The sequence below is a fragment of the Komagataeibacter europaeus genome, assembly GCF_002173515.1.
GTDB classification, from domain to species: domain Bacteria; phylum Pseudomonadota; class Alphaproteobacteria; order Acetobacterales; family Acetobacteraceae; genus Komagataeibacter; species Komagataeibacter europaeus.
The window spans coordinates 1,177,565-1,200,881 of sequence record NZ_CP021467.1; the positions used below are offsets into that span (position 1 = coordinate 1,177,565).

Genomic DNA, 23,317 nt, shown 5'->3' on the forward strand with positions numbered 1-23,317 from the left:
AGAACAGACACAATCCACGCTCCACGCCCCCCGTCGCGGTGGCGGGCGGCGTCCTCCCCCCCATGGCGCGGCCGCGGCGAATGACCGCACCGTGACCCTGCAGTTTGAGGATAACGCGCTTCTGGCGCAGCTTGTGGGGGATCACGACCGTCATCTCCTGCATCTTGAACGTGGATTTGATGTCCGGCTGGCCTGCCGTGGCAACCGCATCGCCATTACGGGTGCTGCCGCGCGGGTGGGGCTGGCGCAGGGCACGCTGACCGAACTGTACCGCCGCGCCCGCGCGGGGCAGGCCGTGGATACCGCAACCGTGGATACCGCCATCCGCATCGCGGCCCATGCCCTGTCCGCCCCATCCGCCGCAACAACGGATATGCCCGCCATGACCAATGCCAGCACCCCCGTTGCCCCCGCCCGCCCCTCACTGGCGGACCTGCCCACCATCATGACCCGGCGTGGTCCCATTGCCCCGCGCTCCGTCGGACAGGGGCAGTACATGGACATGCTGGCGCGGCAGGAAATGGTGTTTGGCCTTGGCCCCGCCGGCACGGGCAAGACCTACCTTGCGGTGGCGCAGGCGGTGGCCATGCTGCAGGCGGGACAGGTGGACCGGATCGTCCTGTCGCGCCCGGCGGTCGAAGCGGGCGAACGGCTGGGCTTCCTGCCCGGTGACCTGAAGGAAAAGATCGATCCCTACCTGCGCCCGCTCTATGATGCGCTGCATGACATGATGCCGGGTGACCAGGTGATCCGGCGCATGGGCACGGGGGAGATCGAGGTGGCGCCGCTTGCGTTCATGCGCGGACGGACGCTGGCACACTGTTTTGTGATTCTGGACGAGGCGCAGAATACGACCCCCGCCCAGATGAAGATGTTCCTGACCCGCATGGGGGAAGGCACGCGCATGGTCATTACCGGCGACCTGAGCCAGGTTGACCTGCCGCGTGGCGTGACATCCGGCCTGAGGGAAGCTGTCGAGACGCTGGACGGCCTGCCCGGGATCGGCATGATGCGATTTGAATCGCGTGACGTGGTGCGCCACCCGCTGGTGGCGCGTATAGTGGAGGCATACGACCAGCGCGCCGGGGCACAGCACCGCCCCCACCGCGCCCGGTCGCAGCAGGAGAACGATGAAACCTCGAAGTAGCACAGGCCCCGCCCATTCCGGCGGGGTCGCGGATGCAGCGGGACGGGCTGGCATGCCCGTCCTTCCGGCCGGATTGGACGGCCCCGACATAACCGTGGCGGACCGGCGCTGGAACCGCGCCGTTCCCCGCCCCGCGCGGCTGGTGGCGCGCGCCGTGGATGCGGCGCTGCAGGCCACGGGATGCCATGGGCCGGTGACGGTCGTACTGGCGGATGACCGTACGGTGGCCCGGATGAACTGGCGCCATCGCGGTCGCAACAAGCCCACCAATGTCCTGACATTCGAATACGCCCCGGCCCATGCGGGCGGCGGCATATGGGGCGGTGACATCATCATCGCGTTCGAGACGGTGGCGCGCGAAGCCCATGCGGCGGGCCGGACCATGGCCGCCCACCTCGCCCACCTTGTCATCCATGGCGTCCTGCACCTGGCCGGGCATGACCACCATCATCCCGGCGAGGCGCGGGAGATGGAGATGCTGGAGGCCCGCACCCTGTCCGGGCTTGGCGTCGCCAATCCATGGAAACCCGGCCGCATGGCCACCACGCGGGGGACGCGGTCATGAGCCGTAATGGCAGCGATACGGGCGCGGAACCTCCGTCCGGGTCGCGCGGCAAGGGATTCCTGTCGCTGTTCAGCCGCAGGCGCGCTGAACAGGGACTGCGCCATTCCATTGCCGCGCTGGTCAAGGAAGCCGATGACGCGGCGGGGGATGAAGCCGATCCCCGGTCGTCCGAACTGGACCGGCAGGAACGCGCCCTGCTGGCCAACGTGCTGCGCCTGCGCGGGATCACGGCGGATGACGTGATGATCCCGCGCGCGGATATCGTGGCCATGCCCGTTGATATCAGTCTGGACGAGGCCCTGGCCATGATGCGGCGGGAAAACCATTCCCGCATGCCGGTCTATCGCGACCAGCTGGATGATATCGTGGGCATGATCCATGTGAAGGACCTGATCGCCTATGTCGGCACGTCCGAAGCCTTCCGCATGGAACCCCTGCTGCGCCAGCCGCTTATGGTCGCGCCCCAGCTGCCGGTGCTGGACCTGCTGCTGCAGATGCGCGTCCGCCATGTCCACCTGGCGCTGGTGATTGACGAATATGGCGGCATTGACGGCCTGGTCACCATCGAGGACCTGATCGAGACGATCGTGGGCGACATTTCGGACGAACATGACGAACCGGCGGCCAACATGATACGCGAAAGGCCGGATGGCACATTGGAGGTGGACGCCCGCACCCCCGTCGCGACGTTTGAGGAAAAGGTCGGCCCGATCCTGACGCGGGAGGAACGGGAGGCCGAGATCGAGACCGTGGGCGGACTGGTCTTTCGCCTGGCGGGCCACGTTCCAACCCGGGGTGAGGTCGTAACCCACGAAAGCGGCATGGTTTTCCGCATCCTTGACGCGGATGCCCGCCATATCCGCCATGTGCGCGTGCGCCTGCCGCCACGCGAAACGCCACCGGCCCCCTGACCATAACGGCACGCCCGCGGCATGCGGGCGTGCCTTCGGGTTGTGGAATGGATTTACGCGCGCCCGTCGCCTCTTTACACTCGCCGCGCCGGGGTTTTATCCCCCATCCAGTCCCACACCGGAGAGTGACCCGTGATGCCCATCAAACGCCGCACCCTGCTTGCCCTTGCCCCCGCGCTGATTACCGGCGGCGGCCTGCTGTCCGGCAGGGCCATGGCGCAGGACGCCGATCCGCGCCTGTCCATCCGCGCGGTGGGCAACCCGCAGGCCAAGGTGCATGTGGAGGAATGGTTCTCCCTGACCTGCACGCACTGCGCGCGCTTCGCGGCAGAAGTGTTCCCCGAAATCCGCACCAAGCTGGTCGATACGGGCCGGGTGTACTACATCTTCCGTGATTTCCCGCTGGACCAGGTGGCATTGACCGCGTCCATGGTCGCCCGCGCCCTGCCGCCCGAACGTTATGAACCCTTCGTGCTGGCCCTGCTGTCCAGCCAGGACCGCTGGGCCTTTGGCAAGGACGTGAACCCCGAGGAGCAGATCCAGAAGATGGCGGCGCTGGCCGGCATGTCGGCCGACACGTTCCAGCAGACCGTCCACGACGACAAGCTGCGCCACGCCATCATGGATGAAGAAGACCGCGCGCAGGCGCAGTACAAGATCGACGGCACCCCCACCTTCCGCTTCAACGACAAGGAGCAGGTGGCGCAGGAACTGAATTACGAGGAGTTCGCCAAGAAGGTCGAAGCGGCGGCGCAGTGACCGGGGCCACGCCATCATGACCGCCCGTTTCGTCCGGCTGCGCATCGCAGGGTTCAAAAGCTTCGCCGACCCGGTTTCCGTCGATATCCTGCCGGGGCTGACGGGCATTGTCGGGCCGAATGGCTGTGGCAAGTCCAACGTGGTCGAGGGCCTGCGCTGGGTCATGGGTGAAACCAACGCCCGTTCGCTGCGCGGCGGGGAAATGGATGACCTGATTTTCGCGGGCACCACCGCGCGCGCCGCACGCAACATGGCGGAGGTCACCCTGACGCTGGAAGGGACTGCCGAAGTCGCGCCAGCCCCCTTTCAGGGGCAGGACGAACTGCAGGTCTGCAGGCGTGCGGAGCGGGGCGCGGGCAGTGGCTACCGAATCAATGGCCGCACCACGCGCGGGCGCGACGTGCAGACGCTGTTCGCGGACCTGGCGTCGGGCGCGCGTTCGTCGGCCATGGTCAGCCAGGGCCGCGTATCCGCGCTGGTCAATGCCCGGCCCGAGGAACGCCGCACCATCCTTGAAGAAGCCGCCGGCATTACCGGCCTGCATGGCCGCCGGCACGAAGCCGAGCTGAAGCTGCGCGCGACGGAAGCCAACCTGGCCCGCGCCGAGGACCTGCGCATCCAGCTGGAAGCCCGGCTGGGTGACCTGCAGGAACAGTCCGAGCAGGCAGGCCATTACCGTGAACTGTCGCAGGGGCTGCGTGAAGCGGAAGTCGCGCTGCTCGCGCTGCTGCATGCCCGCGCGCACAAGGCCGTGGCCGATGGCGAAACCGCCCTGCATGCGGCACGACGCGACCTGAAGGCCGCAGAAGAAGTGGCCGAAAGCGCGGTAATCGCAGATTACGAAATCACCCAGACCCTGCCCGCGTTGCGCGACGCACTGGATACACGCCGCACCGAACTGGAACGTTTCAAGGTACGCGCCGAAACCATTGCCGATGAACTGGCCCGCGCCGAAGCCGCGCTGGAAGCCGCCCGCACGCGGCTGAACGAATGCGAGGGCGCGCAGGCCGCCGCCCTGGCCCGCCGCGATGACGCCACCGTCATGCGCGACCGGCTGGTGGCCGAACGCGCGCAGGTGGAAGAACGCCTGTCCGCCCTGCCCGCATTGTGCGAGACGGCGCAGGCCGAACGCGCCGCACTGGCGCAGGCCATGACGGACATGGCCGGACGCGTGGAACAGGCCACCACGACCCTGCGCGAAGCCCAGCTCCAGACCACGCAGGCGCGCGAAGTGCTGGATGGCGCCATCGCCGCGCATGGACGCCTGGCCGTCCAGCATACGCAACTGGCCACCGAAATCGCGGACCTTGAAGCCGCCATGCCGACCGAGGCCGCGATTGCCGGACATGACGCGCGGATCACCACAGCCGAACAGTCTGCGGCCGATGCACTGGCCACGCGTGAAGCCGCGACCCACACCCATTCGGAAGCCGTGCTGCAGGCGGGCCTCGCCCGCAATGCCGCGGCCGAAAGCCGCCGCGTGCATGAACAGGCGACGCATGACGCCAATGCGGTGCGCGACCGGCTGGATGCGCTGGAACGCAATATCGCCAGCGTGCGCACGCATGTGGAAAAGGCCCGCGCCAGCCTTGTGCCCGAAACCGAACGTCTCCGCCTCACACAGATGGTTGGTGAGGCGGAGGCCACACTGGGCGCCATCCGCGCGGAACTGAGCCGTGCGGAAGAAGCCCGCGCGCAGGCGACACAGGCCGAAATACAGGCCAACGCCCGCCTGAAGGAAGCCCGTTCCACCCGCCAGGCCACGCAGGAAGCCCTGCGGACGGCCCGGGCGGCACGGCAGCGCGCGCAGGGCGAGGTGGACACGCTGGCCGCCAGCATGGACCGCCTGCGCGCGCAGGCCGTGCCGGATGCGGACCTGCACGCCCTTGTCAGCAAGCGTGAAGCCGCCGAAGCCGCGCTGGAAGCCGCGCGCCAGCACATGGCGACCATCGAGACCGCCAGTGTCGCCGCCACGCGGGACGACGAAGCCTGCGCCAGCCGCCTGTCACAGGCGCGCGCCACCCTGTCGGGGCTGGAAGCGGAAGCCGACGGCCTTGCCCGCGCATTGCAAAGCGACAGCGATACGGAACATGCCCCCGAATCCGGGGCGACCCTGGCGGAAAGCCTGCATGTGCCAACCGGGCTGGAAACCGCGCTGGCCGTTGTCCTGTCGGACGGGCTGAACGCCACGCTGAAGGGCAGGGCCCCGCGTGAATGGCACGACCTGCCCGCGACCACGCCCGCCCCCTTCCCCGCAGCAGGCATCCGGCCGCTATCCACCCTGCTGGACGCGCCGCCTGCCCTGTCACGCGCCCTGGACGCTGCGGGCCTGCTGCCCGATGGCATGGATGGGGCGGCATTGCAGGCCAGCCTTGCGCCGGGGCAGTGCCTTGTCACGCGCGATGGCGCGCTGTGGCGGTGGGATGGCTATGCCCAGGCCCCCAACCTGCCCGGACGCGCGGCCCTGCGGCTGAAGCAGCTTGGCCGCCTGCGTGAACTGCGCGCCGAACTGGAACAGGTGCGAACCGAAATCCCGGCACGGGAACAGGCCGCCATTACTGCCGCCGAAGCCCGCGAACAGGCGGCGCGCGAACTGGAGGCCGCCCGCACGGCGCGCACCGGTGCCGAAAATACGCTGGGAACCTGCCGCACGCACGAAGCCGACCTGTCACGGCGGCATGCCACCATCACGGCCCAGATCGACACGCTGGCCGTGCAGCAGGAAACGGCCGCGGCCGCCCTGAAGGAAGCTGAAGCCGCCTGCATCCGCGCACAGGAACACGAAGCCGGCCTGCCGGATCTGGCCGAACTTGAGCAGGCCCACAAGGCCGCCAGCACGCAGGCGGCACAGGCGCAGGCCCATGAAAGCGGGCTGCGCGCCACCCGCCAGCAGGCCGAAGCGAAGCTGGAACAGGCCCGTCAGGCCATGCAGGCCACCATGTCCGGCCATAGCGGGGCCGAAACCCGCCTGCAGGCCATGCAGCCCGAACTGGCCCGGCTGGAAACCGACCGCGACGCGCTGGCGGCGGAACTGGCTACACGACGCGAACACCTGGCCGCCCTGCCCGACCCCGACATTGCCGAAGGGGCGGCACGGCAGGCCGCGACCGCCGCCACTGAGGCGGAACAGGCCCTGAAGCAGGCACGCGATGCGGTGGACGTCACGACCACGCAACTGGAACACGCCCGCGCTGCCCGTGCCGGGCTGGAACGGACAATGCGCGAAACCGGCGCACGGCTGGATGCCCGCCGCGCACGGATGGCTGACCTGTCCCTTGCCGTGACACAGGCGGATGAAGCGGTGGAAGCGGCACGGGCACGGCTGGCCGACCTACCTGATATTGCGGCACTGGAGCATGCGCTGGGTGAACTGCGCATGCAGGATGAAGCCCTGCGCGCGCAGGAACATGAACGCCGCGATACGGTCGCGCAACTGCAGGCGGAAGAAGCCAGCCTGCGCCAGCGTTTTGACGCGTCGGCGCAGGAACTGGCGCAATGGACCGCCCGTGTCGAAGCCGCCACGCTGGAGGCCGAAGCCGCCCAGGCCCGGCTGCATAATGCGCAGGCCGAACATGAACGCCTGGCCCCGGAACCCGTGGCGGTGCGTGCACGGCGGGATGCGATCGCGACCGAACTGGAACAGTATGCCGCCAGCCACGACGTGGCGGCAACGGCATTGCAGCAGGCGCAGGACCGTCAGGGCGAAATACAGGCCGGCCGCCGCACGGCGGAAGAAGTGCTGACCGCCGCGCGGGAGGAACTGGTCCGCGCCGAAGGCAGGCGGGAGCAGGCGCAGGTGCTGCTGGCGCAGTTGCAGGCGGAATCACAGCCGCCCGCCGGTGTGGTGCCGGCGGATCTGAGCGTGAACGCCGAAACCGCCCTGCGCCGCAAGGTCGCCCGCCTGACCCGCCAGCGTGACGAACTGGGCCCCGTCAACCTGCGTGCCGAAATCGAGGCACAGGACGCATCGGGCAGGATCGACACCATCCTGCATGAACGCGACGAACTGCAATCCGCCATCGCCCGCCTGCGCGGCATGATCGGCCAGCTGAACCGGGAAGGACGCGAGCGGCTGATGGCCGTGTTTTCCCAGATCGACCAGCATTTCCAGTCCCTGTTCGCGCGCATGTTCAATGGCGGGCGGGCGCATCTGGGCATGGTGGGCAATGATGATCCGCTGCAGGCCGGTCTGGAAATCTATGCCCAGCCGCCGGGCAAGAAGCTGGCGACGCTGTCCCTGCTGTCGGGCGGGGAACAGGCGCTGACGGCGCTGTCGCTGATTTTCGCGGTCTTCCGCTGCAACCCCGCCCCCATCTGCGTGCTGGATGAGGTGGACGCCCCGCTGGATGACGCCAATGTGGGCCGTTTCTGCGCGTTGCTGGGTGACATGGTGGCCGAAGCGGGCACGCGCTTCCTTGTCGTGACCCATCACCAGCTGACCATGGCGCATATGGACCGGCTGTATGGCGTGACGATGCAGGAACGCGGGGTCAGTCGCGTGCTGTCGGTCGATCTGGAACGCGCGACCGAAATGGTGGATACCCCGCAGGCTACGCCGCTTCTGTAAATGAATAAACGTTTCCGGGCGCCGCCTTTTTTCAAAAAGGCGGCGTTCTTCCGGAGCTTTTTGAAAAAACCTTCATCAGAACCTTCGGGGTTCTAGACTAACATCCGGTCCGCAATAAAAAGCGGCCTGTGGGAACCATTCTCCCACAGGCCGCTTTTACAATATGGCATCCCTGCGCAGGAAAGGGAGAACGGGTCCCCTTCCCGCAGGCATTGCGTTTCCATGCGGAAACGGCGCCTGTGATCAGGGCATCATGCTGCCGGTATCGATGAAGCGCTGGTGCCACGACAGGGCTTCGTTCAGCAGGTGCGGCGACTGCTGGCCGAACGAACCCGCACGGGCGCGCTTGTAGTAATCCTGCAGCATCGGGCGGTAGTCGGGATGGGCGCAGTTGGCGATGATCACTTCCGCGCGCTGCTTGGGCGACAGGCCACGCAGGTCGGCCAGGCCCTGTTCGGTCACCAGCACCTGCGAATCCTGCGTGATGTGGTCAACGTGCGACGCCATGGGCACGATGGCGGAAATCTTGCCACCCTTGGCGGTGGACGGCGTCATGAACACGGAAATATAGGCGTTGCGGGCGAAATCACCCGAACCGCCGATGCCGTTCTGGATTTTCGAACCCATGATCTGGGTCGAGTTCACGTTTCCGTAGATATCCGATTCGATCAGGCCGTTCATGGCGATACAGCCCAGGCGACGGATCAGGCCGGGATGGTTGCTGATGTCCTGCGGGCGCAGGATGATCTTCTTCTGGAATTCACGCATGCGGGCATTGAGCGATTCCGCGGCTTCCGGGCTGAGGGAGAACGCCGTGGCCGACGCAACCCGCATCTTGCCCGTTTCCAGCATGCCCAGCATGCCGTCCTGAATGACCTCCGTATAGGCGGTCAGGTCGTTGAACGGCCCTTCTTCCAGCCCGCCCATGACGGCGTTGGCCACGTTGCCCACACCGGACTGCAGCGGCAGCAGCGACGACGGCAGGCGGCCCATCTTCACTTCGTGGCGGAAGAATTCCATCAGGTGGCCCGCAATGCCGCGCGCGGTCTCGTCGGGCGGGGAGAACGGGGCGTTGCGGTCGGGCGCGTTGGTTTCGACAATCGCCACGATCTTGGCCGGGTCCACCTTGAGCGACGTGCCGCCAATGCGGTCATCGGGACGCAGCAGCGGAATGGGCTGGCGGTGCGGGGGAAGGGCCGCGCCGTACCAGATGTCGTGCATGCCCTCGAGCGCCGCGTCCTGCCAGCTATTGACCTCGATGATCACCTGCTTGGCGGTGTCGAGCCATGTCTTGGAGTTCCCGACGGAAGACGACGGGACAATGCTGCCGTCCTCGCGGATGGCCGTGGCCTCGATGATGGCGGTGTCGATCTCGCCAAAGAATCCTGCCCACGCCATGGGGGCGACATGGCTGAGATGCATGTCCAGGTATTCCGTCTCGCCCTTGTTGATGCGCGCGCGCAGGCCGGGATCGGAATTGTAGGGCATGCGGAAGGAGATGCCGTTGACCTTGGCCAGCGCGCCATCCAGTTCCGGCCCGGTGGACGCCCCGGTCAGCAGCCGGATGCGGTATTCGTTACCCTTGGCATGTTCGCGCTCCATCAGGGCGGCAAGCGCCTGCGGCACGGCCTTGGGGTAACCCGCGCCGGTAAAGCCGCTGGTGCCAACCGTGCTGCCCGGTCGGACAAGGGACGCCGCCTGCTCGGCGGTGGTGATCTTGGCCCGGAGCGCCGCATTCCGGATTCGGGTGTGGTCGATCATGAACTTTCCCTCAAACTCTTATCGTTATGTCCGGCCTGCGCCGGATATGTCGTATGCCTCAGCCACGGTCTGGCGGGGGCTTGCGTTGTCCCCATCCTGCTGGCACCTGTCCGATCTGCCCAGCCATTGCGTGCGGTGTGGGTATTCCCATTGCACCACATGCGCCGACACTGCGTTCCACTTCGGCATGACGCCATCATCTGTTCTCCCTCCGGCAGGCGACGTCACAACAAAAGAGTGTGACACCGCACCCGGACCCCGGTGATGGGTTTCACGTTTGCTCCATCACCGGACGGGATATGCGCAGGATGTATTTTTGGTATGTATTTTTGGCAATATACTCCGTCAGCCAGCTGGAATGTCGTTACCTGCATGCAACCGTTTTGTGTCATTAAAGATACATTCCTGGCCATCCCCTAGTGCAAAGACGGCCAATCTTGTGAATAATAGGCAACCAGACCCAATCAGGGGACCCCGGCACACGGCACCGCCATAAAGACAGGAGAGGATTTTCGTTTGAGACGTCGATTTCCCTCTCACAGGCCTGTCATGGCACGGGAAGGCACGTCCCCGCCCGCCCCGGCGAGGGATTACCCGTTACCCCCGGCCACGATGCCGGCGCACCCGCTGGCGGACCTGCTGGCCGGTCGTCCCCTGCGCGTGGTGGGGGACGTGCATGGCGACCTGCACGCCTTCCGCCACGCCGCCGCGACGGACCGTTTTGTCATACAGCTGGGTGACCTGGTGGATTACGGCCCCGACAGCGCCGGGGCCTTCCGCCTGATGCAGCGGCTGATCGATGAACGGCGCGGGCTGTTCATCCTGGGCAACCATGACCGCAAGCTGGCCCGTGCGCTGCAGGGCCGCAAGATGCGGCGCGACCCGCCACTGATGGAAACCCTGACCCAGTTCATGGCCGAGGAAAACAGCGACGTATTCCAGCGCGCGCTGGCGGACCTGTCGCGCGCGCCCGCCTGGATCGTGCTGGGGCAGTCGATATTCGTGCATGGCGGCTTCCATGTCCGCATGCTGGGCGAACTGCCGCCGCCGGGACTGGGCACCGTCACCCCCCTGCTGTCGCGCGCCCTGTTTGGCGAGACGACGGGCCGGATGCAGAAGGACGGCTATCCTGAACGGCGGCTGAACTGGGTCGATCACATTCCCGCGGGCTATACGGTGTATTGCGGGCATGACCGCCGCTCCACCGACGGGCGGCCATGGGTCAGGCATGGCCGGATGGGCGGGCGGGCCATCTTTACCGATACCGGCGCGGGCAAGGGTGGCCACCTGGCATGGATCGACCTGCCCCCCATCCTTTAGCAGACCATATGCATTCCCATACTTCAGGAGAGCCTTTCCCCATGAACACCACCCAGGCCACACAGGACGCCGCGCAGGCGAAGCTGGAAGAACTGCGCCGCAGCATCGACAACATCGATGCGGCCCTGATCTACATGCTGGCCGAGCGTTTCCGCCATACGCAGGCGGTGGGAAAGCTGAAGGCGACCAACCACATGCCCCCCGCCGACCCCGCGCGTGAGGCCCGTCAGGTCGCACGCCTGCGCCAGCTGGCCAGGTCCGCCCAGCTGGATCCGGATTTCGCCGAAAAATTCCTCGCCTTCATCATCCGCGAGGTCATCCGCCACCATGAAGCCATTGCCGCCAGCGAAGGGCGGTAATCCCCTGATGCCCGACATACAGGCAGGCCGCCCCACCCCGGTCCGGGAAATGGTGCTGATGCGCCATGCGCAGGCCGCCCCCGCCCCGTTCGGGGAAATGGGGATGCAGGCGGACCTTGCGCGTCCCCTGACCGCCCATGGCCGCCAGACCGCCGCCAGTTGCGGCGCGCTGCTGCGGGCGCGCCACTTCGCGCCGGACCTGGTCATGGTCAGCCCGGCGGTGCGGACACGCCAGACACTGGCCGCGATCGGATCATTTTATGGCGATCGGCAACCCGATATCCGATATGTGAACGCCCTGTATGACGCGGCACCGCAAACCATCCGTGACCTGCTGTATGAGGTGCCGGATAAAGCTAGCAATATCATGATACTAGCCCACAACCCCGGCCTGCAGGCGCTGGTTGCGCACTGGGCTGTGCGCCACTGTCCGCCAGGGCTGGAAAATGCCCTGCATCAGGGCTTTCCACCGGCCTCGATGGCCTGCTTTACCGCCATGCGGGCATGGAATCAGGCGGGTGACGGGGATATCCGCCTGACCGACCTGTCTTGCCAATAATGTCATTGCCGCAGGCGGGGGGGACGGATTGCCACGACGGGGCTTTCGTTCCTATCGTCAGACCCGAGGCCCGCTGACCGCCGCCCATGCGGCGCACGGGTAAATAAATTTGGGCACACTTACCAACTGTCGCACGAACGACAGGATGCCCGGAGGTTGGAGACATGTGCCGCCCTGCCCCAATGTGCGCAAGGTCGGCACCCAAGAGGAGTGTTGTAGATGAGCGAGTCCGGAAAAAGCGCCACAATCTCGCTGAATGGCAAGGATGTTGCCCTGCCGGTACTGTCAGGCACGCTGGGGCCGGATGTCGTCGACATCCGCAAGCTGCCGGCGCAGGCTGGGGTATTCACCTATGATCCCGGTTATGGCGAAACCGCTTCATGCTCCAGCAAGATCACGTTCATTGATGGTGAAAAGGGCATCCTGCTGCATCGGGGCTATCCCATCGCGCAGCTGGCCGAACAGGCGACGTTCATGGAAGTGGCCTATCTGCTGCTGAATGGCGAGCTGCCGGACAAGGCGCAGTACGACGGGTTTGTGAACTCGATCAAGCACCACACCCTGCTGCACGAACAGATCCGCAATTTCTTCAACGGTTTCCGTCGTGACGCCCATCCCATGGCCATCCTGTGTGGCACGGTGGGTGCGCTGTCCTCCTTCTATCATGAAGGGCTGGATGTCTCGAACGCGACCACGCGCTACCAGTCGGCCATGCGCATCATCGCCAAGATCCCGACCATTGCGGCATGGGCGTACAAATACACGCAGGGCGAGACCTTCATCTATCCGCGCAACGACCTGTCCTATGCGGAAAACTTCCTGTCCATGATGTTCGCCGTTCCCAGCGAACCGTACAAGATCAACCCCGTCCTGGCGCGCGCCATGGACCGTATCCTGATCCTGCACGCGGACCATGAACAGAATGCGTCCACATCCACCGTGCGTCTGGCTGGTTCCACCGGGGCCAACCCGTTTGCGTGCATTTCCGCCGGTATCGCGGCCCTGTGGGGGCCGGCCCATGGCGGCGCCAACGAAGCCGTGCTGAAAATGCTGGCTGAAATCGGGCACAAGGACAACATTCCCGAATTCATCGCCAAGGTGAAGGACAAGAACAGCGGCGTGCGCCTGATGGGCTTTGGCCACCGGGTGTACAAGAACTTCGACCCGCGCGCGAAGATCATGCAGGCGACCTGTCATGAAGTGCTGGGCGAACTGGGGATCAAGGACGATCCGCTGCTGGACCTTGCGATCGAACTGGAAAAGATCGCCATCCACGACGAATATTTCGTCAAGCGCAGCCTGTATCCGAATGTCGATTTCTATTCCGGCATCATCCTCAAGGCCATGGGCATCCCCACCAGCATGTTCACCGTGCTGTTCGCGGTCGCCCGCACCACCGGCTGGATCAGCCAGTGGAAGGAAATGATCGAGGAACCGGGCCAGCGCATCGGCCGTCCCCGCCAGCTTTACACCGGCTCGCCGGAACGCGACTTCGTGCCGTTTGCCAAGCGGGGCTGAGTAAAACCCCTGCCGGACGGATGCACCATCCGCCCGGCAGGGCAACAGGGAACGAATGGTGGCGGTTCGGCCTGCCATATCGCGTGTTCGTTATAAAAATAGGGCGGGCCATGCATTGGCCCGCCCTTTCCTTATATAATGTGTCCCGTGTTTCGTGCCCGATCAGTCACATTCGCAGCCATTCGTGGGGCCGGGGCGTTTCTGGATCACGTGATGGTCGATCCATTCCGACACCAGGCGCCGTGCCTCGTTCAACGAGGATTCGGGATGGTGGATACGGTACAGGGTGGTGCAGGCATGGAAAGCCGACACATCGCTGGTCCCTACGCCACGCAGTTCCTGATAGGCGGTGATTACGGCACGCTCGCACTTGCGAGAGATGCGACTGTTTTCAACAGACACGATGCGATGACCCATTGGTGAGAATGATTATCAGTATTGGGATATTAGATCGAATACCCCCATGGGGCAAGGTACGCATGGCCTCACACTCCGCTGATCGGGTCACGTTATGTTTCCGACAACGCCTTTTTTCGGCAATTATGCCCGCAGTTCACGCAGACAGATGGATTTTCACATCTGTTGCGGTTAATCGTCTGTGCTGTCATTGATGACACCACATATCATTTGGCCGGAGATAGGGTATGCACGACGCCACGGGGAACGGGGCTGGACTTTCAACAGGCTCCACGGCATGGGACCGCGACGCAGCACTTATGACGGCGCGCCTGCTGCTGGAAATCAAGGCTGTCAATTTCCGCCCCGATGAGCCTTATACCCTGACATCCGGCTGGAAATCCCCGGTTTACATCGACTGTCGCCGCATCATCTTCTTCCCCCGCGCGCGCCAGAAGATCATGGAACTGGCGGTGGAAAAGATCGGCCGCCATGTGGGTTACGAAAGCATTGACGCCGTGGTGGGTGGCGAGACGGCGGGCATTCCCTTCGCCGCATGGATTGCCGACCGCATGATGGCGCCCATGGCCTATGTGCGCAAGAAACCCAAGGGTTTTGGCCGCAATGCCCAGATCGAAGGTGACGTGCCCGAAGGCATGCGCACCCTGCTGGTGGAAGACCTGACGACCGATGGTTCGTCCAAGGTGCAGTTCGCCAACGCGCTGCGCAAGGCCGGCGCGATCGTTGACCATACCTTTGTCGTGTTCTTCTACGGTGTGTTCCCCGGCGCCTACCGCACGCTGGCCGACATGGATATCAGCCTGCATGCGCTGTGTACGTGGTGGGATGTGCTGGAAGCCTGCGCGGGCAAGCCCTATTTCTCTGAAAAGGATGCAGCCGAGGTCCGCCGCTTCCTCGAAGATCCCTGCGCATGGTCGGCCAGGCATGGCGGCGTGGGCAGCGCTGAAGAAGCACTGGCGCTGAAGGCCAGCCGCGACGCCGGGGCCTGAGTCAGCGGACGGGGCGATGGCGCGTATCCTCGCTTTTGATTCCGGCATTGGCGGATTGGGGATCGTGGGTCATATCCGTGATCTCCTGCCGGGGGTCGCGGTCGATTATCTGGCCGATACGGCAGTCTTTCCCTATGGCGAACAGCCCGACGCGCCCCTGCGGCACCGGATCGTCACCCTGCTGGGCCAGGCCATTGACCGCCTCAAGCCCGATGTGGTGGTGGTGGGGTGCAATACCGCCAGCACGCTGGCGCTGGACAGCCTGCGCACGGCGTATGACGTGCCCTTCGTAGGCTGCGTCCCCCCCATAAAATGGGCGGCGGATCATACCCGCACCGGCACGATCGGCCTGCTGGCCACGCGCGCCACGGTGCGCCGCCCCTATCTGCGTGATCTCAGCACGCGTTTTGCCCCTGACTGCACCCTGCTGGCCTATGGCGCGCGGGGACTGGCCGACATGGCGGAAGCCGCGTTCCGTGGCAGATCACCCGACCGCCAGCAACTGAAAACCGAACTGGATGGCCTGTTTGGCCAGACGGGTGGGGACCGGATTGACGTGGTCGGGATTGGCTGCACGCACTATACCTTCCTGCTGGACGCAATGCGTGAAACCGGTCCCGCGTATGTCACATGGCTGGACCCGGCCCCGGCCGTCGCCCGGCAGGCAGCACGCATTCTGGCCCGCTGCGGCACGACTGCCGCGTCCCGGTCGCCAGTGGCCGAACGGATCTGCTTTACCGCCATGCCGCCTGACCTGCCCGCCCTGATGCCCGGCCTGCGCAGGCTGGGTTATGCGGCAGATGCACCGTGCCTGTTCAGCGAAGGCGTGGCGGCCGATTCCTGAAAAAGTTTTTGGGTGCTGCCTTTTTTCAAAAAGGTGGCGTTCTTCGAAGCTTTTTGAAAAAAGCTTCACCAAAAACTTCCTTATGATTGCTGAATGTTTTCCGGGCTAACTTTTCAAACGGTCTCTGAGAAAGCGTCAAAAGAACGCCGCCTTTTTTTGAAAAAGGCGGCACCCAAAAACTTTTATCCGTGAATTACCCGCTTAACGCAGACGGTTGATGGTGTAGCTGGCCGTATCCTGCAGCAACTGGCGCAGGCGGCTGGGGGGGAAGATGGACAGGGCTTCACGCGCAGCCGTGGCGTATTCCGTCGCGCGATCGAGCGTGATGCGGATGGCCCCCGTCTGTTCGATCAGCCTGAGCGCATGGTCAAGGTCTTCGGGCTTCTGCTCGCTTTCTTCGATCACGCGATGCCAGAAGGCACGATCTTCTTCCGACCCGGCGGTATAGGCCGCCAGCACCGGCAGGGTGATCTTGCCTTCGCGGAAGTCATCGCCCACCGTCTTGCCCAGACGGGCCTGGTCGGCTGCGTAATCCAGTGCGTCATCCACCAGCTGGAACGCCATGCCCAGATTGGTGCCGTAGGATTCCAGGGCGTGTTCTTCCGCCCCTTCCCGATCGGCCACGACCGCGCCCACGCGACACGCTGCGGCGAACAGTGCCGCAGTTTTGCCATGAATGACTTCCAGATACTGGTCAATCCGTGTGGAAAGATCGTTCTGGGTGGACATCTGCAGCACTTCCCCTTCCGCGATCGTGGCGGAAGCGGATGAGAGGATATTCATGACCTTGAGCGAGCCATCATCCGTCATGAGCTGGAAGGAACGGGCGAACAGGAAGTCCCCCACCAGCACAGATGCCTTGTTGCCGAACACCGCATTCGCGCTGGCCATGCCACGCCGCAGGGAACTTTCATCCACCACGTCATCATGCAGCAGGGTTGCGGTGTGAATGAACTCCACGCACGCCGCCAGCGCCACATGCCGCTGGTGCGTGGCATCAGGCCGGTAGCCGCACAGCCGGGCCGACGCCAGCGTCAGCAGCGGGCGCAGCCGCTTGCCACCTGCGGCGACCAGATGGGCCGCAAGCTGGGGAATGAGCGCAACCGGGCTGTCCATCCGCTCGACAATGGCGCGGTTACACGCGGCCATGTCCTCTGCGAGATAGTCCGACAGGTCACGCAGGGCGACTTCTGATCCATCTGCCATCGGGCGGCGAGCCCTTTCGTCTTTCTGACTTGCCGTTTCGTCGGATTCCGGCAGACTAACTGCTAGGGCCAAAAGGTTACTCTCCCGGTTCCGAATGTATGAACATAGATATGAGTATATGGGCGGCGGTGGAATAACGGTCAAGCCAGACCACACACACACACGGCATGAGGCTGATGATACGCCCCCCCTTTTCCCCATGGGTCATGCCCCCGTCACAACGGGCACCCTGCTGGGTGGAAAGGTGGTCTATCGCCAGTTTCCCACCGGAAACAGGACCGGACTGGAACCGGTTCTGATGGCTGCTTTTGTCCCCGCGCGGGCCGGAGAGGTCGTGCTGGAAGGTGGGTGCGGCGCGGGCGCAGGGCTGCTGTGCCTGACGAATCGGGTGCCCCGCCTTGCGGGAGTCGGGCTGGAACGTGACCCCGCCACCGCCGCGCTGGCACGGCACAATTTCACCCTGAACGGGCGCCACGACCTGCGCGTGCGCGTGGCCGGCATTCCCGCCCTGCCCGATGACCCGCTGCTGACGGGACCGGGCATACGGCGCATCGACCATGCCTTTGCCAACCCGCCATGGCATGGGCATGATTCGTCGGCTTCCGCGCATATGCAGCGTGACCTGGCCCGCCGCCTGCCCGCGGGCGCGCTGGGGGGATGGGTGGACACGCTGGCGGCACAACTGCGCCACCATGGCACCCTCACGCTCGCCCTGCCCGCCAGCCTGCTGTCGGCCGGGATTGCCGCGATGGAGAACGCGCGGCTGGGCCGCATCAGGATCTGCCCCTTCTGGCCCCGCCACGGACATGCCGCGCGGATCGTGCTGGTGCAGGGACGCGCGAATTCCCGCGCGGGCAGCGAAATGCTGCCCGGCCTGACGCTGCATGAAGCCAGCGGCGAATTCACCCCCGCCGCCCGCGCGGTGCTGGAGGACGGCGCACCCCTGCCGTCCTGATGCCCATGCGCGAATCAGGCAAACGCTTCATCCCATGACCCGGTAGTCGAGGCCCGGCTATATTCCGTGGCGCGATTTTCAAAGAAATTGGTGTGTTCGACCGCGTTCACCATTTCATCCACCCATGGCAGCGGGTTGGTGGCGATATCATAAATCCCGTCCAGCCCAAGCTGGCCCAGACGGCGGTTGGCGACAAAGCGGATGTACTGCTTCACCTGCCCCGCATCCAGCCCCTCCACCGCGCCCATCTCGAACGCAAGGTCGATGAACGCGTCCTCGTGCTCGACAATATCACGGCAGATCTGGCGGATGTCATCACGCAGGGTATCGGTCCAGATTTCGGGGTTTTCGTGCACGAACACCCGGAACAGCCGCGCCATCGAATCACAGTGCAGCGATTCGTCGCGCACCGACCATGACACGATCTGCCCCATGCCCTTGAGCTTGTTATGCCGGGGGAAGTTCAGCAGGATGGCGAACGACGCGAACAGCTGCAACCCTTCGGTAAACGCGCCGAAGGCAGCCAGCGTGCGGGCGATCTGGTAGTTATCGCCAACCGAAAACTGCTGCATGTAGTCATATTTATCCTTCATTTCCTTATACTTAAGGAATGCGGAATACTCGGTCTCGGGCATGCCGATGGTATCGAGCAGATGGCTGTAGGCGGCAATGTGGATCGTCTCGATATTCGAAAACGCCGAAAGCATCATCAGCACTTCAGTCGGTTTGAACACCTGGCTGTAGTGCTTCATGTAACAGTTGTTCACCTCCACGTCCGACTGGGTGAAGAATCGGAATATCTGGGTGACCAGGTGCCGTTCGCTTTCCGTCAGCGTGCGGTGCCAGTCCTTCACATCATCCGCCAGTGGCACCTCTTCAGGTAGCCAGTGGACACGCTGCTGCGTCAGCCATGCGTCATAGGCCCATGGGTAACGAAATGGCTTGTAGACGGGATTGGCGGTCAGCAGGCTGGGTTCGGGCTGCGTCGGGGCATCTGCGCCGGTGGCTTTATCGGTCATGGCCATGCCTGTCCTGTTACGTGAATCCGGGCCGTCGGGCAGAATCCCGACAATCCGAACAATAAACAGCCAGTCAAGACAGTGTCCACACCAAATAACGATACGAAAAAGGACCGTTACCCATGGGGTAACAGCCCTGTTTTAGACCGCCATGATCATTCAGCAGCAGGAAATTTTATAAATAAAACCTGAACAATACATGAAAATGCCCCGCCCTTACTGGCAGGCAAGGCATTCCTCATAATCCGTGGTCGTGGCGGCTGGCGTCGCCGGGGCGTCGCCTTCCTTTTTCGTCATGTCGCGCTTTTCCTGCCCGTCGCTTACGGCGTCGGCGCGCTGGATGGACAGCGAACGGCAGTAATACAGCGATTTCACCCCCCGCTTCCACGCCATGTAGTGGATCTGGTGCAGGTCGCGCTTGTGCACGTTGGCAGGCAGGAAGATGTTGATCGACTGCGCCTGGCAGATGAAGGGCGCACGGTCGGCCGCGTGTTCGATCACCCAGCGCTGGTCCAGTTCGAACGCGGTCTTGAACACGTCCTTTTCCTGCTGGGTCAGGAAATCGAGGTGCTGCACGCTGCCCTTGTTCAGGGTGATGGAGGACCAGACCTCATTCGTGTTCTGCCCCTTTTCCGTCAGCAGGCGGTCAAGGTGGCGGTTGCGCACCGTAAACGACCCCGACAGCGTCTTCTGCAGGAACACGTTGGCGGCAATCGGCTCGATCCCCGGGCTGGCGTTGCCCGCGATGATGGAAATCGACGCGGTGGGCGCAATCGCCATCTTGTTGGAAAAACGCTCCATCACGCCATAATCGGCGGCGTCGGGGCACGGCCCGCGTTCTTCCGCCAGCTTGCGCGACGCGGCATCGGCCTGCGTGCGGATATGCTTGAATATGCGGCGGTTCCAGCTTTTGGCCACCACGCTTTCGAATGGCACGTTGCGGGCCTGCAGGAAGGAATGGAAGCCCATGACCCCCAGGCCCACCGAACGTTCGCGCATGGCGGCGTAACGCGCGCGTTCCATGTCGTCCGGCGCGCGGTCGATGAAATCCTGCAGCACGTTGTCAAGGAACAGCATCACGTCCTCGATGAACTGCGGATTGTCCTTCCACTCATCCCATGTCTCGAGGTTGAGCGAGGACAGGCAGCACACCGCCGTGCGCTCGCGCCCGTGCTGGTCCATGCCGGTGGGCAGGGTGATTTCCGCGCACAGGTTGGATGTCTTGACCTCCAGCCCCGCCAGCTTGTGGTGCTCGGGACGGGCGTTGTTCACATGGTCGGAGAAGATGATGTACGGCTCCCCCTGCTCCATCCGCGCGGTCAGGATGCGGATCCACAGCGAACGGGCCGAAATCTTGCGGATGACCGTATTGTCCTTGGGCGACAGCAGCGCCCATTCGTCATCATCCGCCACCGCGCGCATGAACGCGTCCGACACCAGCACGCCATGGTGCAGGTTCAGCGCCTTGCGGTTGGGGTCGCCACCGGTGGGGCGGCGCAGTTCGATGAATTCCTCGATCTCGGGGTGCCAGACCGGCAGATAGACCGCAGCCGACCCGCGCCGCAGCGACCCTTGGCTGATCGCCAGCGTCAGGCTGTCCATGACGCGGATGAACGGAATGACGCCCGATGTCTTGCCGTTGCGGCCGACATTTTCACCAATCGAACGCAGGTTGCCCCAGTACGACCCGATGCCGCCGCCCTTGGACGCAAGCCAGACATTTTCGTTCCACAGGTCCACGATTCCACGCAGGCTGTCATTGGCTTCGTTCAGGAAGCACGAAATCGGCAGGCCGCGCGTGGTGCCGCCATTGGACAGCACCGGCGTCGCCGGCATGAACCAGTGACGCGAGATATAGTCATACAGCCGCTGCGCATGCGCGGGATTCGCCCCGTAATAGGACGCGACCCGGCCAAACAGGTCTTGATAGCTTTCACCGGGCAGCAGGTAACGGTTGTCCAGCGTCGCCTTGCCAAATGCCGTCAGCAGCGCATCACGGGAATGGTCCACGCGCACGGGATGGTGGCCCGGCAGCTGCACCACGCTATCCAGCATGTCAGGCATATCAGACATCGTCGTACTGTCCTTTCCCCGGATGGTCCCGTCCTCGCTGGCCGAACGATCGGACATGCCTCCAGATACGTCATCCAGGACCATTTACATTCTCCGTAATCGGCTCACGCTGACGCGCAGGGCCTTTCGATCCTGTGCGGCGCGGTGAGGTTTTATGATTTTGCACCCTATATATGGAGTAAACGGTACCGGATTGCACTACATAATGTGTGGGGACAAATTGTGGACTGATCTTCCGAATCAGCGGACAAGCTTGGGTCAAGTACGGAATGGGCGAGAATATTTTTTAAATTTTCTCCCCTCCCCCTTCATGCCCCCAGCGTGCCCCACCGTGCCGTCGCCGCATCATCATGCGCGCGCGGCTGGACCCATTGGCTGCGTCCATTTGCGAATTCCTCGCGTTTCCAGAAGGGTGCGCTGGTCTTGAGCCAGTCCATCATGAAATCCGTCCCCTCCAACGCCGCCTTGCGGTGGGCCGCGGCACACAGCACCAGCACGATGGGCATGCCCACCGCCAGCCGGCCCACGCGGTGGATGACGGTGCAGCCGGTCAGGCCGAATCGCGCACAGGCCGATTCGGCGATCCGCCGCATCATGGACTCGGTCATGCCGGGGTAGTGTTCCAGTTCCAGCGCCACCAGCCCGTCCCCCCCGCGGACAATGCCGGTAAACGCGCCAACGCCCCCCACTTCGTCCTGTCCGCGCAGCAGCAGGGCGGTTTCGTGGGTGACATCGAATGTTTCCGCCTGAACACGGACCGTAACGCAGGGCATGATGGTGTCAGCCCCCCGTGACCGGCGGGAAGAAGGCAATTTCGTCATTGGCGGCAATAGGGGCGTCAATCGTGGCGAAACTCTGGTTCACGGCAACACGGATCAGTTCGGGTTTCGCGAATATCTCCCCATACGGCCCGCCGCGCGCGCGCAACTGGTCGATCAGGTCCTGCACGGAATGCACATCCGCCCCCATGGGCAGTGTCTCGCCAGGGCGGCCAAGCCGGTCCCGCAACCATGCGAAATAGAGAATGCGCAGCATTCCGGTGTCATCTCCCTGTGTGCCACGGCGTTGCCATGCGGCCTGTGCCCGTCATGGCGCCTGCTGTTCCTGAACCGTGCCGTCAGACGCGACCACGGTGTTTGTGCCATCGCCGTTCGGGACGACAATGGCTGAATCCGATACGCCCTTATGCGTCGCCGATGGCCCTGAAGACAATCCGGAAACGCGCGCCCCCGCTGCCGGGTCGCCATCGGAATCCGCATCGTTGCCGATCTGCATCTCACCCCCCGCGGGCAGGTCGACCTCGCGTTCCACCAGTTGCGAACGCGCACCGGCGGTGGGGACGCTGTCCGCCCCCATCGCGGCCAGCACCGACTGACCCGGGCGCACGACCGGCCATACATTGCGTTCCTGCGGCAGTATGGGCAGCACCTGTGGCGCCTGCCCCGCCACGCGGCGCATGTTCTCGACCTCGGGGCGTGGGGTGTTGGGCAGGCTGCCGGGCAGTTCCGTATTGTCGGACAGGATATGGCCAAAGCCGCCACACCCCGCAAGCCCTACCAGCAATGACAGTACCATTGCATTGCGCACCGTATCCTCTCCTCCCCCTGACCTGTCCGGCACAAGGCGGGCCAGACGACCCGCACAGGAGAGAGCAACCACGCCGCGCGTTAATTTTTCATGTAGGTCAGGAAGATAATTTCGTGGCCCCCGGCGTGCCGCGGCTGACATGGCGCAGGCCGGTGGACAGGTAATCCCACCCCGTAATCAGGGTCAGGATGGCGGCGATCCACATCATGACCGCGCCCATCGCATCAACCGGCAGCCAGCCGATATGCAGCAGGACGGCCGTGCTGTCGCCCGCCAGCAGGAAGCCGATGGCGGTCATCTGGAACCCGGTCTTCCATTTCGCCAGCCGCGTGACCGGCAGGCCGACACGGGTTGCCGCCAGGTATTCGCGCAGCCCGCTGACCAGGATTTCACGCGAAAGGATGATGATGGCCGGATACAGGCAGCCATATGGCAACCGCCCGAGCCCCGCCATGACCATGAGCGACGCCCCCACCAGCAGCTTGTCCGCAATGGGGTCGAGCATGCGGCCCAGGTCGGAATTCTGGTTCCATGCCCGCGCCAGCTTGCCATCAAGGTAATCGGTAATGCCCGCCAGTATGAACAGGACGCATGCCGCGCAGTCGGTCTGCGCCGTATGGATGACGACCAGCCCGACGACGATAGGGACCACGACGATGCGGGACAGGGTCAGGAGATTGGGCAGGTCGGTAAGCATGCTGGTACTGCTATAGCCAAGAATGTGAAAAAACCGAAATACTGATACTGCCTATCAGGCAGGC

General features: G+C 64.2%; 21 protein-coding genes. 12 read left to right on the forward strand and 9 right to left on the reverse strand.

The features are described 5' to 3' along the window. Positions 1-91: 91 nt before the first annotated feature. The 5 genes from S101446_RS05335 (at position 92) to S101446_RS05355 (ending at position 7,949) form a co-directional block, all read left to right on the forward strand. Positions 92-1,147 (forward strand): PhoH family protein, encoded by a 1,056-nt coding sequence (locus tag S101446_RS05335; RefSeq protein WP_010508049.1) that lies wholly within the window; start codon positions 92-94, stop codon positions 1,145-1,147. A 52-nt stretch (positions 1,148-1,199) separates the two neighbouring features. After that, positions 1,200-1,712, forward strand: coding sequence for an rRNA maturation RNase YbeY (ybeY, locus tag S101446_RS05340; RefSeq protein ID WP_010508048.1), 513 nt, complete (start codon positions 1,200-1,202; stop codon positions 1,710-1,712). After that, entirely contained in the window at positions 1,709-2,623 is a 915-nt protein-coding gene (locus S101446_RS05345; RefSeq protein WP_019091421.1) for a hemolysin family protein, read from the forward strand. The genes ybeY and S101446_RS05345 overlap by 4 nt, the downstream gene beginning before the upstream one ends. 135 nt (positions 2,624-2,758) lie before the next feature. Further along, positions 2,759-3,382: a thioredoxin domain-containing protein gene (locus S101446_RS05350; protein WP_019091420.1), complete on the forward strand. Its 624-nt coding sequence runs from the start codon at positions 2,759-2,761 to the stop codon at positions 3,380-3,382. Positions 3,383-3,398: 16 nt separating this feature from the next. Further along, positions 3,399-7,949 carry an AAA family ATPase gene (locus tag S101446_RS05355; RefSeq protein ID WP_087607834.1) on the forward strand — a complete coding sequence of 1,517 codons (4,551 nt, stop codon included), beginning with the start codon at positions 3,399-3,401 and terminating at the stop codon, positions 7,947-7,949. A 243-nt stretch (positions 7,950-8,192) separates the two neighbouring features. Here S101446_RS05355 and S101446_RS05360 read toward each other — a convergent pair whose 3' ends face one another. After that, positions 8,193-9,710, reverse strand: a complete 1,518-nt coding sequence (locus S101446_RS05360; protein WP_087607835.1) for an acetyl-CoA hydrolase/transferase family protein — start codon at positions 9,708-9,710, stop codon at positions 8,193-8,195. Between the two features lie 612 nt (positions 9,711-10,322). On the opposite strand from S101446_RS05360, the gene S101446_RS05365 reads away from it, so the two are divergent. The 4 genes from S101446_RS05365 to gltA all read left to right on the forward strand — a co-directional run bounded on the left by S101446_RS05365 (position 10,323) and on the right by gltA (position 13,466). Continuing rightward, positions 10,323-11,030 (forward strand): metallophosphoesterase, encoded by a 708-nt coding sequence (locus S101446_RS05365; protein WP_208620571.1) that lies wholly within the window; start codon positions 10,323-10,325, stop codon positions 11,028-11,030. Between the two features lie 41 nt (positions 11,031-11,071). Next, positions 11,072-11,389, forward strand: a complete 318-nt coding sequence (locus S101446_RS05370; protein ID WP_010508040.1) for a chorismate mutase — start codon at positions 11,072-11,074, stop codon at positions 11,387-11,389. Between the two features lie 7 nt (positions 11,390-11,396). Then, the gene (locus tag S101446_RS05375; protein ID WP_087607837.1) at positions 11,397-11,948 is read left to right on the forward strand and encodes a SixA phosphatase family protein; all 552 of its coding nucleotides are present in this window, start codon (positions 11,397-11,399) and stop codon (positions 11,946-11,948) included. A gap of 219 nt (positions 11,949-12,167) precedes the next feature. Next, a complete protein-coding gene (gene gltA / locus S101446_RS05380; protein ID WP_019085968.1) occupies positions 12,168-13,466 on the forward strand; it encodes a citrate synthase in 1,299 nt (432 codons plus the stop codon). A gap of 162 nt (positions 13,467-13,628) precedes the next feature. Here gltA and S101446_RS05385 read toward each other — a convergent pair whose 3' ends face one another. Next, complete coding sequence (locus S101446_RS05385) at positions 13,629-13,883, reverse strand: hypothetical protein (protein WP_010508037.1); 255 nt, start codon at positions 13,881-13,883, stop codon at positions 13,629-13,631. Between the two features lie 227 nt (positions 13,884-14,110). Here S101446_RS05385 and S101446_RS05390 point away from each other — a divergent pair, with 227 nt between their 5' ends. Together S101446_RS05390 and S101446_RS05395 are read left to right on the forward strand one after the other, a co-directional pair. Beyond that, on the forward strand, positions 14,111-14,872 hold the full coding sequence (locus S101446_RS05390; RefSeq protein ID WP_026018643.1) for an orotate phosphoribosyltransferase: 762 nt from the start codon (positions 14,111-14,113) through the stop codon (positions 14,870-14,872). A 16-nt stretch (positions 14,873-14,888) separates the two neighbouring features. Continuing rightward, positions 14,889-15,716 (forward strand): glutamate racemase, encoded by an 828-nt coding sequence (locus tag S101446_RS05395; protein WP_087607838.1) that lies wholly within the window; start codon positions 14,889-14,891, stop codon positions 15,714-15,716. A 201-nt stretch (positions 15,717-15,917) separates the two neighbouring features. On the opposite strand, the gene S101446_RS05400 is transcribed toward S101446_RS05395, so the two are convergent. Further along, the gene (locus S101446_RS05400) at positions 15,918-16,922 is read right to left on the reverse strand and encodes a polyprenyl synthetase family protein (RefSeq protein WP_087607839.1); all 1,005 of its coding nucleotides are present in this window, start codon (positions 16,920-16,922) and stop codon (positions 15,918-15,920) included. A gap of 199 nt (positions 16,923-17,121) precedes the next feature. Between S101446_RS05400 and S101446_RS05405 the strand changes: the two genes are divergently transcribed. Beyond that, positions 17,122-17,877 carry a tRNA1(Val) (adenine(37)-N6)-methyltransferase gene (locus S101446_RS05405; protein WP_087607840.1) on the forward strand — a complete coding sequence of 252 codons (756 nt, stop codon included), beginning with the start codon at positions 17,122-17,124 and terminating at the stop codon, positions 17,875-17,877. A gap of 14 nt (positions 17,878-17,891) precedes the next feature. Here the strand turns inward: S101446_RS05405 and S101446_RS05410 are convergent, their stop codons facing one another. From S101446_RS05410 to pgsA, 6 genes are all read right to left on the reverse strand, one after another. After that, on the reverse strand, positions 17,892-18,896 hold the full coding sequence (locus S101446_RS05410; protein ID WP_029335220.1) for a ribonucleotide-diphosphate reductase subunit beta: 1,005 nt from the start codon (positions 18,894-18,896) through the stop codon (positions 17,892-17,894). A 216-nt stretch (positions 18,897-19,112) separates the two neighbouring features. After that, a complete protein-coding gene (locus S101446_RS05415; protein WP_048850999.1) occupies positions 19,113-21,053 on the reverse strand; it encodes a ribonucleoside-diphosphate reductase subunit alpha in 1,941 nt (646 codons plus the stop codon). Positions 21,054-21,277: 224 nt separating this feature from the next. Beyond that, complete coding sequence (locus tag S101446_RS05420; RefSeq protein WP_087607841.1) at positions 21,278-21,742, reverse strand: molybdenum cofactor biosynthesis protein MoaE; 465 nt, start codon at positions 21,740-21,742, stop codon at positions 21,278-21,280. Positions 21,743-21,749: 7 nt separating this feature from the next. After that, the gene (moaD, locus tag S101446_RS05425) at positions 21,750-22,004 is read right to left on the reverse strand and encodes a molybdopterin converting factor subunit 1 (RefSeq protein WP_010508027.1); all 255 of its coding nucleotides are present in this window, start codon (positions 22,002-22,004) and stop codon (positions 21,750-21,752) included. Positions 22,005-22,055: 51 nt separating this feature from the next. After that, positions 22,056-22,628 carry a hypothetical protein gene (locus S101446_RS05430; protein ID WP_239648318.1) on the reverse strand — a complete coding sequence of 191 codons (573 nt, stop codon included), beginning with the start codon at positions 22,626-22,628 and terminating at the stop codon, positions 22,056-22,058. Between the two features lie 25 nt (positions 22,629-22,653). Continuing rightward, positions 22,654-23,253, reverse strand: coding sequence for a CDP-diacylglycerol--glycerol-3-phosphate 3-phosphatidyltransferase (gene pgsA / locus S101446_RS05435; RefSeq protein WP_010508023.1), 600 nt, complete (start codon positions 23,251-23,253; stop codon positions 22,654-22,656). Positions 23,254-23,317: the final 64 nt, after the last annotated feature.